The sequence below is a fragment of the Pseudoalteromonas sp. R86517 genome (assembly GCF_042466295.1).
In the GTDB taxonomy this organism is placed as follows: Bacteria; Pseudomonadota; Gammaproteobacteria; order Enterobacterales; family Alteromonadaceae; genus Pseudoalteromonas; species Pseudoalteromonas atlantica.
In genome coordinates this window covers 105,216-120,563 of sequence record NZ_JAXHCB010000002.1, presented here as the reverse complement: position 1 = coordinate 120,563, position 15,348 = coordinate 105,216, and the positions used below count along the sequence as shown (strand labels likewise).

Here is a 15,348-nt window from a genome sequence, read left to right as displayed (position 1 = left end):
TTTCAAGCTAAATGAGTCATTATGGTGATTGGTTTTGATTTTTTAATCCGAGTAGTGATGCAAATTTTTGGATGGATAAAATGAAAATGTATTTAAACACACTGTTTTTAATAACTTTAATTACCATAGGCTTTAACTCTCATGGAGCTGACCGAGAGGATGTTGAAAAAACAACTAATAAACGTCCCAATATTCTTTTTATTCTTGCTGATGATCATCGCTGGGATTTGCTAGGCAAAAATCACCCTATTATAAAAACACCTAATTTAGATGCGTTAGCAAACCAGGGGGTGAGCTTTTCTAATTCATTTGTTACTACTCCTATTTGTGCATCAAGCCGTATTAGTATATTGACCGGGCTAACAGAACGAACTCACGACTTTACTTTTAGTCGACCAGCAACCGGTACTATTGAATCTGACAATATTTATCCAAAAAAGCTAAAAGATAGTGGGTATACCTCTGGATTTGTTGGCAAATATGAAATAAAGCTATCAGGTGAAGACTTTGAAAGGTTTGATTATTTCGAGCCATTACTACATGCTAAAACAAACACTTATAGAGGGAGCGAAATTCCTCAAACCCATTATATCGCTCAAAGAGCAAAAGACTTTATTGAAAGGGCCCAAGACTCATCAAAACCTTGGGTACTCAATGTTAACTTCTGGAATCCACATGCACTCGATAGTGATAAGACAGACCAATATCACTACCCTGCAAAATTTGAAAATTTATATACCGATATAACGATCCCACCGGCAAAGTTATCTGATGATGCAACATTTGCAGCGTTACCAGATTTTTTAAAGAAGTCTATAGGTAGGGTGCGTTGGGAGTACAGGTATGCCAATGACGCAATGTACCAAAAAATGATTAAACGTCATTATCGAGCAATCAGCGCGGTTGATGAAGGTGTAGGTCAAATTATCAGTCAACTTGAAAAGCTGGGGATGTTGCAAGATACGATTGTAATTTACACCGGCGATAACGGATACAGCTTAAATGAACGTCAATTAGCTGGTAAGTGGTTTGGTTGGGAAGAAGACCTTCGAGTGCCTCTGATTATTCATGACCCGCGAAATAGCGAACACAAAGGAGTAAGTATTGATGAAACTGTACTTAATATCGATATAGCCCCTACTATTTTAGATTATGCAAATGTAGCAATACCGAAAACGTATCAAGGTAATAGTTTAGTTGGTTTAGTTGAAGGTGAAAAGATACCTTCATGGAGAGAAGAGTTCTTCTTTGAGCATATGTATCAGCCGAAAAGGGTATCAATCCCCCCTATGGTTGGTGTACGAACAGACAACTGGAAGTTTGTCGATTTTTACAAAAATGATTACTCACAACTTTATAATTTAATTGAAGATCCTCAAGAGAAATTTAATCTAGCTTCACTTCCTGAGTATAAATCTAAAGTTGAGTATTTTCGTAAGCGCACAGATGAATATATTAAAATGTATGAAGATCAAAGAACCATAGAGGTTAAAGAAAGAGCTTATTTTTTAAATAGTAGGCAATAAATATAGCCCATCAGAGACTTCTTTTACTAAGAAGCCTCTGATTTTTTGTACAAGTAAGTGCTCTTAACTAAAAATATGCTTTAGGGAAAGGTAGGCTTGTTTTATATCATCGATAAGTAATGTAATCTTCTCTGGTTTGTGGCGTGTATAAGGGTACACGGCAAAAACACCTAAAGAGCGGGTTTTATAGTTTTTCAACACTTGTACAAGTTGATCACTTTGTAATTCTTCATAAACACTGCATTTGGGCACATAAATTAGTCCTATGTTGTTCAGTGCCGCTTTTTTTAAAGTGAGTGCATTGTTAGAAGACATACTGCCATTTACAACAATTGATTTTTGACTTCCATTTTGGCTGAAACGCCACTCATTGCTGCCATTTGCTTGCAGGTCGTAGCATAAGCAGTTGTGCTTTTCGAGGTTGCTCACTTCATCGAGTGGTTCTGCATTCGCTAAATACTCTGGTGATGCACAAACAACCCAATTTGAATCCAATAACGGTACTGCTATTAATGATGAGTCTGTTAAAACTGCAGTTCTTATTGCTAAATCAACGCCTTCATCAACTAGGTCAACAAGTTTATTCTCCAAGCGCAATTCTATACTGACTTTAGGGTACTTTTTACAAAAATTTGCAACTAAATCGGCCAGCAAAAGCTCTCCTGATATAGTAGGTACTGACATCACAATATGCCCAGAGACCTCTTGGGAAAGCTCGTTGACTGCACTAAATGCATCATTTGCTTGCTGATTAATCCCTTTTGCATGTTCATAAAGTAGTTTACCTGCATCTGTTAAGCTCAGCTTCCTTGTTGTTCTGTAGAGTAACTGAGTATTTAGCTTACTTTCCAAAGCAGATACTTTTTTGCTAACAGCTGTTTTTGATAGCCCCATTTTTGATGCGGCTTGGCTAAATGAGTTTTCCTCAACAACTATAGCAAAAATAGCTAATTCTGAAGCCCCTACCATAAACCCTCTTTATTATGACCTTATTGGAAACAGTTTATAACTTTATCGTGAATATACACATAAAAGGATGGGTAGTATATTGTCTTCTTTAATTATCAACAGTTAGTTACATAGAATAGGAAGTTATTTTTGATTTTTATTGTGAGTAACTGGGTAATATTTAAGATATTGAATATTGGGCGACTTAAGCTGTTTATGCCAAATGAGCTTCGGTTTATGGTGAGTGAGCTAAAGCGATTTATTACCATCTTGCTATGAAAAGTATTTAAAATTGACAACTAAAATTTTTTATAGCTGCTTTAAGTTGAGTAAAATACAAAGGGTGAAAAATTGGAAAGGTTAATACCAGTTCTAAAAAAAGACAACGTTAACATTGAACTAATCATGTTAATTAGAACAATTCTTGCAGCTTCTAAAGAAATCTCCTTTAGAGTGAGTCAAGGTGCGCTTGCTGGTGTACTTGGCTCAACCTTAGATGAGAATATTCAGGGGGAAGTCCAAAAAAAATTGGACGTTATCGCAAACCAGCTACTCAAAGATATGCTGCTAAATGATGACTCTGTTCGCGCCATAGCCTCAGAAGAAGAAGACTTTGTCCTTGCTGCTACACCAAAGGCACCTTATATCGTTGCATTCGACCCTTTAGACGGCTCGTCTAATGTTGATATTAATGGGCAAATAGGCACTATTTTTACAATATACAAAGCAAAAGATGATGTACCTGATGATAGCGAGCTACAATTTGCTCAAAAAGGTGAAGAGCAGGTGTGTGCCGGATATGTCCTCTATGGTGCTTCAACTCTACTTGTTATGACGACAGGAGGTCCAACACGTTGTTACACACTAGACTCTACTCATGGAGGCTATTTGTTAACAGAAAACAACTTCGATATTCCGGGAAAAACTAAAGAATTCGCAGTGAATATTACTAACTATCGCTACTGGCCAGAAAAGGTTCAATGTTATTTTGATGAGGTCTTATATCAAAGTGATGCATTTACAGGTTCTTCCATGAGATGGAATGCGGCTATGGTAGGTGATGTTCACCGCATTATTAGTCGTGGTGGATTATTCTTGTATCCACAAGATACTAGAAACGGGAATAGTAATGGCAAAATCAGGCTGCTATATGAAGCTAACCCCCTTGCTTTACTTGTAGAAAAAAGTGGGGGCTTAGCAACAAGCTTAGGTCAGTCAATTTTAACTATTGAGCCGACTTCCCTTCATCAGCGTGTGCCCGTAGCTATAGGCTCTAAAGAGCAGGTTGAATATTATAATAAGTCTACTATTTAACGTTAAATACAAAAATTTCTCGTCAAGCTAGCTATAAGCCTTAGTTGTATGCTTGTTGATTGTAGGTGCCTTTTAGGGTTATTTAAGTTAAACGGAAATCGTTGATATGCCAAATGATTGGAATTTGTTTTGTTTATGAAGATGAAGAGGCTGAAAATAATGCCGATTTATATATTGTATTTAAACTGGAGTATATAGAGTTTGCGTACTCACATATTTGATATTGACGGTACTTTAACTAAAAGTGGCAATGATTTATGGTTCTTAGTTATGCAAGAGCTATGTGAACCAACGGCTTTCAAAGCGATGGTTTTAGCGTGGGAAGCAAAAAGTAAAACGTATGCAAACTCGCATACTCTACTTGTGGGTGCACTTGGTTTACTCCGGGATGTCGAAAATGCACAAGAGAAGATTTTTAATACAGCTAAAAGGCTAACACTGGACTTAATAGATAAGGATTTTGTACCAAAACAAGCCATTATTGCACTCAGGCAAAGTATACACATCTGCGATTTGATTGTGTTAAGCACAGCTAACTATATTGAGGCAGCAAGGGGTTTTACAGCAGCTTTAGTGGAGCGAAACCTAATTAGTCAGTTTGAATATAGTAGGCTTATTATATTAGCAACTAATACTAATTGGGAAAAATTTTCCGTAGAGTGTTTTAATATGGGTGATGTGAAAATACATACTTTTTACAGATATTTACAACAAAAAAACTATCCTCTCAAGGTACCTGACAAAGTGTTTATCGATGACCCTCAGTTTAATGATGCGTCATTAGCGAATGAATCTTTAGAAGTCGTAGTAGTAGATAACCCTAAGAACAGAGATTACATAAGAAATACAGGATTTGAGCGAGTATACTGGTAATAAGTATGGAGGAAGCCCCCAGACAAAAGGGCTTCTGTTTCGAGATTAGAGTGTAGCACAGGGTACAATAATTACCTCTATACCCTGACTTTCGAAGTCTTTGATTAGTTTCTTATCTGCATTTGAGTCAGTAATTAGAATGTCGACTTCAGACAGCGGGCAAAAAATAAAATTACTATGCTGACCCAGCTTAGTACTGTCAGCTAAAATAACCAATTTCTCAGTTTGCTTTTTTAATTTTTGTTCTGATCTAATGAGCAAGGGGTCTGACTCCATGACTCCAAACTCCCCTATCCCAGGTGTGCCCATAAACATCATAGTAGCCCGATAATTTTCGGTGGTATCACTTTCATATGAGCTGAGAATAATGCCTTGATCTCTATAAATTTCGCCACCAGGTAACGAAACTTGATTGTCACTATTTTCAGTTATGTAGTTGGCTAAAACAAAAGAGTTCGTCAGTATATTTAATTGTAAATTACATAGGTATTCACCCATCATATACGTAGAGCTACCACCGTTAATAATAATGGACTCGTCATTTTTACATAACTCTACAGCCCGCTTTGCAATTAACTTTTTAATATTTGCCTGTTTAGTTTTATCTATGTTAAAAGAAGAACTTGAGATGTTTTTTCTCTTTTTTTCTCCCGATATAGATTCAGCGCCCCCTCTAATTTTATTTATAAGCCCACGCTTAGACATTTTAGTGATATCACGTCGAATTGTCGCTTCTGAAGCATTTAGAATTTTAGTTAGGCTTCTTACACTTGCAAATTGGCGCTGCTCTAAAATATCTATGATTAGTTGCTGTCTATGCTTTTCAAGCATAGGCAGGGGCTGTTCACTAGTCGTAGTACTTGCAGAAGATCTGTTCATATTAATTCGAAATTCACCTTAAAAAAATTAGTGAAGTTACTATACCATACCTGACCATAAAAGACATATTTTGACACTATTTGATTTTTAATGCGGGGCGCCAACTTTTTTTCGTAGTGACCAGTAGGTGAGCCGGCGTTTTTATTAATAAAAACACTTAATATAAAATTCACGAGTTTGACAAAAATATTACTTTCAGTCATTATCGCTCAATATAGTCATTTACAATCACATAACCTGCAGTTAGAATCATTCAGCTAAATACTTCTTGAACAATAAGAATACTAAAGCAGTGAATTATCGATAGTGGCTTATGTAGATTTAATCTAAGGATGTAATTGTGAAAGTAGCTGTACTAGGTGAATGTATGATTGAATTGAGTCAGCAAAGTGATGACCAATATAAAATAGGCTTCGGCGGAGATACTTTAAATACTGCTATTTATTTATGTCGATGCAATGGCGAAGCCGATTACTTTTCAGTATTAGGTGATGATCCCTACAGCCAAAATATGCTGGACGCTTGGCGCAGTGAAGGTGTGGGTATTAACCATGTAAGAATTAAAAACAGTAAATTGCCTGGCCTATATATTATTAATAATGATGAAAATGGTGAGCGTTACTTTAACTATTGGAGACAAAACTCTCCTGCCCGCACAATGCTTTCTGATTACCCTGTCATATTAGATGAAATCAAATCTTATGAAATGATATTCCTAAGCGGAATAACTCTTTCCCTTTACCCTCAAGATGATTTAGTTGCGCTATTTAATTGCCTATCGCAATACCGAAAGGAAGGCGGAATAGTAATATTTGATAATAATTACCGTATAAATAATTGGATGAGTACTCATGATGCAATAGAGGTTTTTACAAAGATGATGTCGTTAACCGATATTGCATTACTGAGCTTTGATGATGAAAAAGCTTTATATGGAACCCATTCAATAGAAGATTGTATTACTCGTTGGGTGGATTCAGGCACTTCGGAAGTTGTTGTGAAGAATGGTCACCACGGTTGTCATTTTTATAAAGATAAAGCATGTACATTTTATCCATTAGAAACAGTACTAACTCCAGTTGATACAACGGCTGCGGGTGATTCATTCAATGGAGCATATATAGCTGCTAAGTTACAAGGTCTAAACAACGAAGCTTGTATTAAGGCTGGGCAGCAATGTGCTAGTACGGTCATCATGCATAAAGGTGCCATCATAAATCGCGATATATGTTTATTAGGTGGTGATTTATGAAATTTTTTAGATTTGCTTCTACTATTTTTGTTCTTTTTCTTTTATCTGCGTGTGGTAGCAAGGATGATACTCAAACTTCAATTCGCTTAGCTCATCATTTAGATACTAAGCACCCGGTTCATAAGTCGCTTGTGTATATGAATGAAGTTCTTCAAGAATTATCAGGGGGGACTATGCGCCTGATTATCTATCCGTCAGCTCAAGTAGGAACTGAGCGTGAGGTTCTTGAGCTTCTCCAAATTGGTAGTATGGGAATGACGAAAGTTTCGGCGAGTTCGCTTGAAGCTTTTGTACCACAAATGAAAGTTTTTAGCCTTCCCTATTTATTTAACGACCATGAACATTATTGGAAAACTTTAGATAGTGAACTTGGGCAAGATTTACTTGATGCTGGTACTCCCTTTTTGATAAAGGGCTTAGGATACTTTGATGCAGGTAGTCGTAGTTTTTACTCTACGAAGCGAAAAGTAGAGAAGCCTGAAGATCTTCAGGGGCTAAAAATAAGAGTTATGAATAGTAAAACAGCAGTAAGTATGGTCAACACTATGGGCGGTGCGGCAACGACTGTTAGTTGGGGTGAGTTATATACAGCACTTCAGCAAGGAATAGTCGGTGGTGCAGAGAATAACCCCCCCAGCTTTTATTTTTCTAAGCATTATGAGGTCAGTAAGTATTATTTATTAGATGAACATACTTCTATTCCTGACGTAATCGTTATTGGTACAAAAGTGTGGAACAAACTTAAACCACAAGAGCAACAATGGTTAAGCCAAGCAATGAGCGAAGCTACGGAATATCAGAAAGTTCTTTGGGCAGAGTCGACCCAGATGTCTTTACAAAAAGTAAAAGAAGCGGGTGTTGAAGTCATTACTGCAGACAAAGTACCGTTTCAAGACAGCGTAAGCCCTATTTATGAATCATTAGAGGGTACGATACTAGAACCTCTGATTAAAGATATAAAAGCTATGGGAGAGCCGCAGTGAAACAGTTTGAGCACGTCTTACACACAATTGACCATTTTTTACGGATTTTATTAGCTTTAATGATGGCGCTATTAGTCATTGATGTAACTTGGCAGGTTCTAACACGGTTTGTATTACCTCAGCCAAGCTCATTTACTGAAGAAGTAGCTCGTTTCTTACTTATTTGGATAAGTTTACTCGGAGGGGCATATGCTTACCGAGAGCAAAGCCACTTAGGCTTTGATCTGATAGTAAGGAACTTGTCGGCAGCGAAAGCTAAAGTTGTTTTTCAGCTGTGTTGTCTATTAGTGGCTATATTTGCGATCACTGTGTTGATAATTGGTGGCCTCAATTTAGTACACATCACATGGACTTTGGGTCAGCATTCGGCAGTTTTGAACTTACCAATGGCCGGTGTGTATACCGTATTACCCCTAAGTGGATTGCTATTTTTACTCTATAGCACTTATTTCTTTTTCAATGCTCCAAGTCATTCAGTTGAGCAGGAGGACATCATATGACTAGTGTCATTTTGTTTGGTGTTTTTGCTCTTTTGCTGTTAATTAATTTACCGATAGCATTGGCTATTATATTTGCCACATTAGTAACAATGTTAGCGACAATTGATACACTGCCTGCGCTTACTACAATCGCCCAAAGGCTTACAGCAGGTATAGATAGTTTCGCATTGCTCGCTATTCCTTACTTCATCTTATCTGGGTATATCATGGGGCAAGGTGGTATTGCACTTAGGTTGATTGAATTTGCAAAAGTGTTAGTTGGTCGACTTCCAGGTGGCTTAGCATTTGTAAACGTCATTTCATGTGCTCTTTTTGGTTCTATATCTGGCTCTGCCGTAGCAGCGACTTCAGCTATTGGTGGTTTTATGATCCCGGCAATGAAAAAAGAAGGGTATGACAAACCATTTAGCACAGCTGTGACGGTTACCGCTGCCACAACAGGTATGTTGATACCGCCAAGCAATATTTTGATCATTTACTCACTTGCTAGTGGTGGGGTTTCGATTGCAGCCTTGTTTATTGCAGGGTATTTACCGGGCCTTTTAGTGACATTGTTACTCATCGCTGGCGCTGCAATATATGTTAAACGTAAAAATATTCAGCCGTTGTCTAATGAGTCTATCGGACCGTTTTGGCCTTCTTTATTTGGTGCTATTCCAAGCCTATTTTTGATTGTTTTGATCATCGGAGGAATTATTGGAGGCTTCTTTACACCAACGGAAGCTGGCGCAATTGCTGTACTTTATTCATTGGTTGTGTCTTTAGTTTTTTATAAAGAGCTAAGCTACAAAGACCTTTATCCAATTTTACTTAAAGCCGTTAATACAACCGCCATTGTGATGTTATTAATCGGTGCATCATCTGCAATGTCTTGGTTAATGTCTTATGAGTTGATCCCACAAACAATTAGCCAAACACTTCTAGCATTATCAGAGAATCCATTAGTTATTTTATTAATAATTAATATTACGTTGTTATTGATAGGCACCTTTATGGATATGACTCCTGCAGTATTGATATTTACACCAATATTTCTACCTGTTGCTGAAAGTTTAGGTATTTCTCCTTTGCACTTCGGCATCATGATGATCTTAAATTTATCAATAGGGCTGTGTACACCTCCGGTAGGTAGCGTGCTATTTGTGGGCTGTAGTATTGGTAAAGTTTCAATCAGTCAAATTGTTAAACCCATATTGCCATTATATGTGGCGATGGTAGTTGCACTTGTTTTAGTCACAATCTTTCCTTCGATTAGTGAATTTTTACCTCAACTTTTAGGTTTAATCTAAGAAGGCCTTTTATTTAAACCGTTTAATAGGAATTTAGTAATGAACACATATTTACAGCAACAGTTTGGTTTAGAAAATAAAGTTGCAGTTGTTACCGGAGCTAGCCGTGGTTTAGGTCAAGCAATGGCAATTGCCTTGGGTGAAGCTGGCGCAACAGTTGTAGCCATTGGCTCAAAGGCTGAAAATGTTGAAAGTACTATCTCTTTATTAAAAGAGAAGGGTGTGAGCTGTTTGGCGCTTGGTTGTGATCAAGGTGATGGCGAGCAAATCAAGCAAGCCGTTGCAGATACAATCAGTGAGTTCGGGCGTATAGATATTTTAGTAAATAATGCCGGTACGATTAAACGTTCACCAGCGCATGAGTTTTCAGATGATGATTGGAATGAAGTGATCAATACAAATTTAAATGGTGTGTTTAAATTTTGTCGTGAAGCGGGTAAACACATGCTTAAACAAGGCTCTGGTAAAATCATCAATATCGCATCATTACTGAGCTTCTCAGGTGGAATTACAGTGCCAGCTTATGCAGCGAGTAAAGGTGGTGTAGCACAGTTAACAAAAGCATTAGCAAACGAATGGGCATCGAGCAATATTCAGGTAAATGCAATCGCACCCGGTTACTTCGAAACAGATAACACTTATAACTTGCGTCAAGATAAAGAACGTCATGAGAGTATTACGGCTCGTATTCCAAGCGGTGTTTGGGGTAAGCCAGAAGATCTAGCAGGGGCGACAGTCTTTTTATCAAGTAATGCAGCAAATTATGTAAATGGTCATGTCATGTTAGTCGATGGCGGCTGGATGGCTCGATAAGCCAATATTATTTAAATTTTTTCAAATGTATAAACAAGTTATACAAAGGGGCAATTATGGACTTTATGTTCTCAGCGGATATTAGAAGCTACAAGACAATGCGTAACGATGAGCTACGCGATGCGTTTGTGACCGCACCATTATTTGAAGCTGGTAAGATTAATTTAACGTATACCGATGTTGACCGTGCTGTGATTGGCGGTATTACACCCGCAGGTGAGCCGATAGTCTTACCGACGCATAAAGAGCTGGCCGCAGACTATTTTTGTCAACGCCGTGAAGCAGGTGTGATAAATATTGGTGGCGAAGGAGTTATTACCGTCGATGGTACAGAGTACCCAATGAATAACCGCGATAGTCTCTATATTGCTAAAGAAAGCCAAGAAGTGGTGTTTTCATCGAAAGACGAAGCGGATCCAGCAAAGTTTTATTTAGCGTCGTATCCTGCACACCGTGTTACTAAGACCGTGCACGTCCCAAAAAGTAAGGCGAAGTTCATTGAGCTTGGCTCTCAAGAGACCTCGAATGAGCGCACGATTTTCCAATCAATTCGCCCAGGTATTGTGGATAGCTGTCAGTTAGTGATGGGTATCACAGAGCTTAAAAAGGGCAGTGTGTGGAACACCAAGCCACCGCACACTCACTTTAGACGTACCGAAGTGTATATGTACTTTGACCTACCAAAAGATGAAAAAGTATTTCATTTAATGGGTGAGCCAACGGAAGTGCGCACACTACCAATAGAAAGTGAAGTAGCGATAGCGTCACCGAGCTGGTCAATCCACAGCGGTGTAGGTACGTCTAACTATACGTTCATTTGGGCGATGGGTGGTGAAAACCAAGAGTTCGATGATATGGACCACATTGAGGTGAGTGCATTACGTTAATTAGATGATGCATCTTAACTAAGCGTTCGCCTGCCACGTACCGGCGACCGCCGGTACGTTATATCTCCAACCTGTTTTGGCAAAGCTATCACTTAGCTTTGTTGGTTGGGGGTCACCCTACGTTGCCCACTGAGTGGGTATTTATCTTCTATCCGACAGCGAGTGTTGGAGGAATTGTTGCACCTTAAATTTAGGAATGAGGAAAATTTATGGCCAAAATAGTGTGTTTAAAAGAGGCTGCTAGCCGAGAGCGGCGGTGTGGGTTATTGCCCGCGAATGTCAAAGCGTATGTGTTGTTAGGGGCCGACGTGATTGTTGAGTCAGGGCTTGGCGACGGTATATATATCACGGATGAAGAGTACGTAAATGCAGGCGCCACAGTGCTGACAGAGCGGGCTGAGATTTTAGCGCAAGCGGATGTGATTTTATCGGTTGATAAGTTACCGGCCGAGGATATTGTACACGCAAAGAATAAAACCGTGATTAGCTTTTTAGATCCGTTCAATAGCCACGAGTATGTGGACCTATTGTGTCAAAACCAGCTCACCAGTTTTAGCATGGAAATGATACCGCGTAGCACGCGTTGCCAAAAGATGGATGCACTGAGCTCGCAAGCCAGCTTGGCGGGGTATGTGATGGTGACAAAAGCCATAGCGGAATTACCAAGCATTTTGCCGATGATGATGACAGCGGCGGGCACCATAAAGCCAGCGAAAGTATTTATCATTGGCGCGGGTGTGGCGGGTTTGCAAGCCATAGCAACGGCAAAACGCTTAGGTGCGGCAGTGACCGCCTTTGATACGCGTACGGTGGTTGCAGAGCAAGTGCGCTCATTAGGCGCCAAGTTTTTAGACATTGATTTAGGTGATACGGGGCAAACCGCGCAAGGGTATGCACAAGCACTGACTCCAGAGCAAATGGCGAAACAGCAGGCGGCGCAAGCGCAGTGTATAGCGCAATCAGACATTGTTATCACGACAGCACAACTGTTTGGTCGTAAACCGCCGTTGTTAATCAATCACGAGGCGATTAAGTTAATGAAAGCGGGCTCAGTGATTGTGGATATGGCCGCTGAGAGTGGAGGGAATGTAGCAGGTTCAGTGGCGGGTGACACCACCGTTGTTGAGGGGGTAAAAATCATTGGTACAGGTAACTGGTCAAATGAAGTGGCGCTTAATGCCTCACAAATGTACGCCAATAACCTGTTTAATCTCGTGAGTGAGTTTTGGCAAAAAGACAGTAAGCAGTTTGCGATTGACCTTGAAGATGACATTCAAAAGAGTGCGGTCATTACGCACCAAGGCGATATAACCAATCAAACAATCAGTGAGCTACGAGCGCAACAAGAGACTCAACCAGTGGAGCAAGCATCATGACCGGTATTTATCTTTTATTTATATTAATGCTCGCCATCTTTGTGGGCTTTGAACTTATTCGTAAAGTCCCTGCGACATTACATACCCCACTCATGTCGGGTGCGAATGCGATATCGGGTATCACGGTGATTGGTGCATTAAGTTTGGCCGGCGGTGAATCGCACGCGCTTGCTACATGGTTAGGTGCTGCTGCGGTCATGTTAGCGACGGTCAATGTGGTGGGTGGTTATCTTGTGACTGACCGCATGCTTGCGATGTTTAAAAAGCGCTAGGAGAGAAAGGTGACTGATTATTTAGTATTTATAAACGGCGTGTATGTGTTGTGCGCTTTGCTGTTTATCTTTGGCTTAAAACTATTAAGCCATCCGTCTACAGCGCGAAAAGGTAACCTATTGTCAGGGCTTGCGATGTTAATAGCCGTGGTGGTGACTTTATTAGACAAGCAGATTATCTCGTTTGAGTTTATTTTAGGGGCGATAGTGCTTGGCTCAGCGGTGGGGGTGTTCGCGGCGAAGAAAGTGGAAATGACGTCCATGCCAGAGCTTGTGTCATTGTTTAATGGTGTGGGTGGTTTAGCGAGTTTAGCGGTGGCGTATGCGGCCATTGTGAATGATGCGTCAGCCAGTGTGTTTGTGCTGATAGTGAGTTTTTTAGCCTTGCTGATAGGTGCGGTGACCTTTTCAGGGAGTGTTGTTGCGTGGGCGAAGTTAAGTGAGCGCATAGTGGGTCGACCGATAGTTTTTAAAGGTCAGGCAATTGCGAATGTGGTGCTTATTCTTGCGATTGCAGCGTCAGGGTATTTACTTGTTTCACAACCGGAGATAGCCACTTGGCACTACGTGGCGATTGGGTTGGCACTGTTAATGGGCGTGATGTTAGTACTGCCAATTGGTGGTGCGGATATGCCGGTGGTGATTTCATTGCTAAATAGCTACTCAGGGTTGGCGGCGTGTGCAGCGGGCTTTGCACTGGAGAATAACCTACTGATTGTGGCCGGTGCGTTGGTGGGCGCCAGTGGTATTATTTTAACAAATATCATGTGTAAGGCGATGAACCGCTCATTGGTGAATGTGTTGACGTCGGGCTTTCAAAAAGTGCACTCGAATGAGATGAAAATCGAAGGTGAAATAAAGCCACTGAGTCCAGATGATGCCTTTTATGTGTTAGAAGCAGCACAATCAGTACTGGTCATTCCGGGTTACGGTATGGCGGTGGCGCAAGCTCAACATACGATGAAAGAGCTGCAAGCGTTATTGGAAAACAATGGTGCAGAAGTGGCGTATGCGATTCACCCTGTAGCAGGACGGATGCCGGGGCATATGAATGTCCTGTTAGCGGAGGCGGATGTGTCGTATGAGCAATTGTTTGAGATGGACGAAATTAATCCACGGATAGAAGGATTTGATGTTGCTATAGTCATTGGTGCTAATGATGTGGTCAACCCGGCGGCACGCGAGATGGTGGGCAGTCCTATTTATGGTATGCCGGTGATTAACGCGGATTTAGCAAAAAACGTGTTTGTACTTAAGCGTGGTATGGCCACAGGGTTTGCAGGAGTCGATAATCCGTTATTCTTTAAACAAAATTGTCGTATGATCTTTGGAGATGCAAAAGAGACATTAAATACTTTAGTTCGACAGTTTGCAGATTAGTTACAATTTTAGCTATAGCGTGCTTAAGCTAAGAACGCTATAGCTATATTAAAAATATTTTGAAAGTTAGTACGAAATTTACTGAGTATAAATAGAGGTCAGTCTTTGTCTTAGCTATCTAAAGAATCGACAACAATCACTTCTATATCTTTACTTTCAAAATAACGAATTATTTCTTTGTCAGCCTTGGAGTCTGTAATAAGTACATCGACTTCTTCGAGTGAACAGAAAACGAAATTGCTTCGTTTACCTAATTTACTACTATCAGCCAGTATGATGAGTTTATCTGTTTGCTTTTTAAGCTTTTGCTCTGAAAGTATCAGTAATGGATCTGATTCCATTACTCCAAATGCTCCAATACCTGGTGTACCCATAAACATTTTAGAGCTACGGTAATGCTCAGTATTATCTTTTTCATATGAGCTTAATATAATGCCTTGCTCACGATAAATCTCTCCTCCCGGCAGTGAAACTAAATTATCACTGTTTTCTGAAAGGAAATTAGCTAAAACGAATGAGTTTGTCAGTATGTTGAGGTTTTTATCAGTCAGATATTCGCCCATCATATAGGTTGAGCTGCCCCCGTTAATGATAATAGAGTCATTATCTTCACATAATTCAACAGCTTTTTTCGCAATAAGTTTTTTTGTATCTGTTCGTTTTGTTTTGTCTATCTCAAACGCTGAGCTTTGGATATTTTTTCTCTTATTTGAGTTTGACTCCGCCCCGCCTCTGATTTTAACAATTTCTCCGCGATTAGACATTTTTGTTAAGTCTCGGCGAATGGTTGCTTCAGATGAAGATAATTTATCAGTTAAAACTTTTACACTAACAAAACTTTCGCGATCTACAATTTCTTTAATCAGCTGCTGTCTATGTTTTTCTAACATTTATAACTATTCCATTTACCAAAAAGGGCTATATGTATTTCATAATACATATACAGTATCAAAAGTTTATCACTATATAAGTTAAAAAGGAAAAAAATAGGTTTTACGGATAGTTACATGGTCAAATTTCCCATCTAGTAAATGAATTTCGTTATTCAGCGGAACA

General features: G+C 39.6%; 15 protein-coding genes. 12 read left to right on the top strand and 3 right to left on the bottom strand.

From position 1 onward, the window contains the following. The first annotated feature begins 71 nt into the window (after positions 1-71). A complete protein-coding gene (locus SJY38_RS16575; protein WP_377110293.1) occupies positions 72-1,526 on the top strand; it encodes a sulfatase-like hydrolase/transferase in 1,455 nt (484 codons plus the stop codon). Between the two features lie 63 nt (positions 1,527-1,589). On the opposite strand, the gene SJY38_RS16570 is transcribed toward SJY38_RS16575, so the two are convergent. Next, positions 1,590-2,495, bottom strand: coding sequence for a LysR family transcriptional regulator (locus tag SJY38_RS16570; RefSeq protein WP_377110292.1), 906 nt, complete (start codon positions 2,493-2,495; stop codon positions 1,590-1,592). Between the two features lie 330 nt (positions 2,496-2,825). Between SJY38_RS16570 and SJY38_RS16565 the strand changes: the two genes are divergently transcribed. Together SJY38_RS16565 and SJY38_RS16560 are read left to right on the top strand one after the other, a co-directional pair. Further along, positions 2,826-3,788, top strand: a complete 963-nt coding sequence (locus tag SJY38_RS16565) for a class 1 fructose-bisphosphatase (RefSeq protein WP_377110291.1) — start codon at positions 2,826-2,828, stop codon at positions 3,786-3,788. Positions 3,789-3,989: 201 nt separating this feature from the next. Next, positions 3,990-4,661 carry a hypothetical protein gene (locus SJY38_RS16560; protein WP_377110290.1) on the top strand — a complete coding sequence of 224 codons (672 nt, stop codon included), beginning with the start codon at positions 3,990-3,992 and terminating at the stop codon, positions 4,659-4,661. A gap of 45 nt (positions 4,662-4,706) precedes the next feature. Here SJY38_RS16560 and SJY38_RS16555 read toward each other — a convergent pair whose 3' ends face one another. Next, complete coding sequence (locus tag SJY38_RS16555) at positions 4,707-5,540, bottom strand: DeoR/GlpR family DNA-binding transcription regulator (RefSeq protein ID WP_377110289.1); 834 nt, start codon at positions 5,538-5,540, stop codon at positions 4,707-4,709. A 340-nt stretch (positions 5,541-5,880) separates the two neighbouring features. Here SJY38_RS16555 and SJY38_RS16550 point away from each other — a divergent pair, with 340 nt between their 5' ends. The 9 genes from SJY38_RS16550 to SJY38_RS16510 all read left to right on the top strand — a co-directional run bounded on the left by SJY38_RS16550 (position 5,881) and on the right by SJY38_RS16510 (position 14,292). Next, entirely contained in the window at positions 5,881-6,792 is a 912-nt protein-coding gene (locus SJY38_RS16550) for a sugar kinase (RefSeq protein ID WP_377110288.1), read from the top strand. Further along, positions 6,789-7,775, top strand: coding sequence for a TRAP transporter substrate-binding protein (locus tag SJY38_RS16545; RefSeq protein WP_377110287.1), 987 nt, complete (start codon positions 6,789-6,791; stop codon positions 7,773-7,775). Before SJY38_RS16550 ends, SJY38_RS16545 begins: the two co-directional genes overlap by 4 nt. After that, on the top strand, positions 7,772-8,275 hold the full coding sequence (locus SJY38_RS16540; RefSeq protein ID WP_377110286.1) for a TRAP transporter small permease: 504 nt from the start codon (positions 7,772-7,774) through the stop codon (positions 8,273-8,275). The genes SJY38_RS16545 and SJY38_RS16540 overlap by 4 nt, the downstream gene beginning before the upstream one ends. Continuing rightward, a complete protein-coding gene (locus SJY38_RS16535) occupies positions 8,272-9,564 on the top strand; it encodes a TRAP transporter large permease (RefSeq protein ID WP_290175064.1) in 1,293 nt (430 codons plus the stop codon). Before SJY38_RS16540 ends, SJY38_RS16535 begins: the two co-directional genes overlap by 4 nt. Before the next feature lie 39 nt (positions 9,565-9,603). After that, the gene (locus tag SJY38_RS16530; protein WP_377110285.1) at positions 9,604-10,377 is read left to right on the top strand and encodes a glucose 1-dehydrogenase; all 774 of its coding nucleotides are present in this window, start codon (positions 9,604-9,606) and stop codon (positions 10,375-10,377) included. Between the two features lie 56 nt (positions 10,378-10,433). Further along, positions 10,434-11,264, top strand: a complete 831-nt coding sequence (gene kduI, locus SJY38_RS16525) for a 5-dehydro-4-deoxy-D-glucuronate isomerase (protein WP_377110283.1) — start codon at positions 10,434-10,436, stop codon at positions 11,262-11,264. A 209-nt stretch (positions 11,265-11,473) separates the two neighbouring features. Continuing rightward, positions 11,474-12,640: an NAD(P) transhydrogenase subunit alpha gene (locus SJY38_RS16520; RefSeq protein ID WP_377110282.1), complete on the top strand. Its 1,167-nt coding sequence runs from the start codon at positions 11,474-11,476 to the stop codon at positions 12,638-12,640. Further along, positions 12,637-12,912 (top strand): NAD(P) transhydrogenase subunit alpha, encoded by a 276-nt coding sequence (locus SJY38_RS16515; RefSeq protein ID WP_273606506.1) that lies wholly within the window; start codon positions 12,637-12,639, stop codon positions 12,910-12,912. The genes SJY38_RS16520 and SJY38_RS16515 overlap by 4 nt, the downstream gene beginning before the upstream one ends. A gap of 9 nt (positions 12,913-12,921) precedes the next feature. Beyond that, positions 12,922-14,292 carry an NAD(P)(+) transhydrogenase (Re/Si-specific) subunit beta gene (locus SJY38_RS16510; RefSeq protein WP_377110281.1) on the top strand — a complete coding sequence of 457 codons (1,371 nt, stop codon included), beginning with the start codon at positions 12,922-12,924 and terminating at the stop codon, positions 14,290-14,292. A gap of 110 nt (positions 14,293-14,402) precedes the next feature. On the opposite strand, the gene SJY38_RS16505 is transcribed toward SJY38_RS16510, so the two are convergent. Further along, positions 14,403-15,182 carry a DeoR/GlpR family DNA-binding transcription regulator gene (locus SJY38_RS16505; RefSeq protein WP_377110280.1) on the bottom strand — a complete coding sequence of 260 codons (780 nt, stop codon included), beginning with the start codon at positions 15,180-15,182 and terminating at the stop codon, positions 14,403-14,405. Positions 15,183-15,348 lie beyond the last annotated feature (166 nt).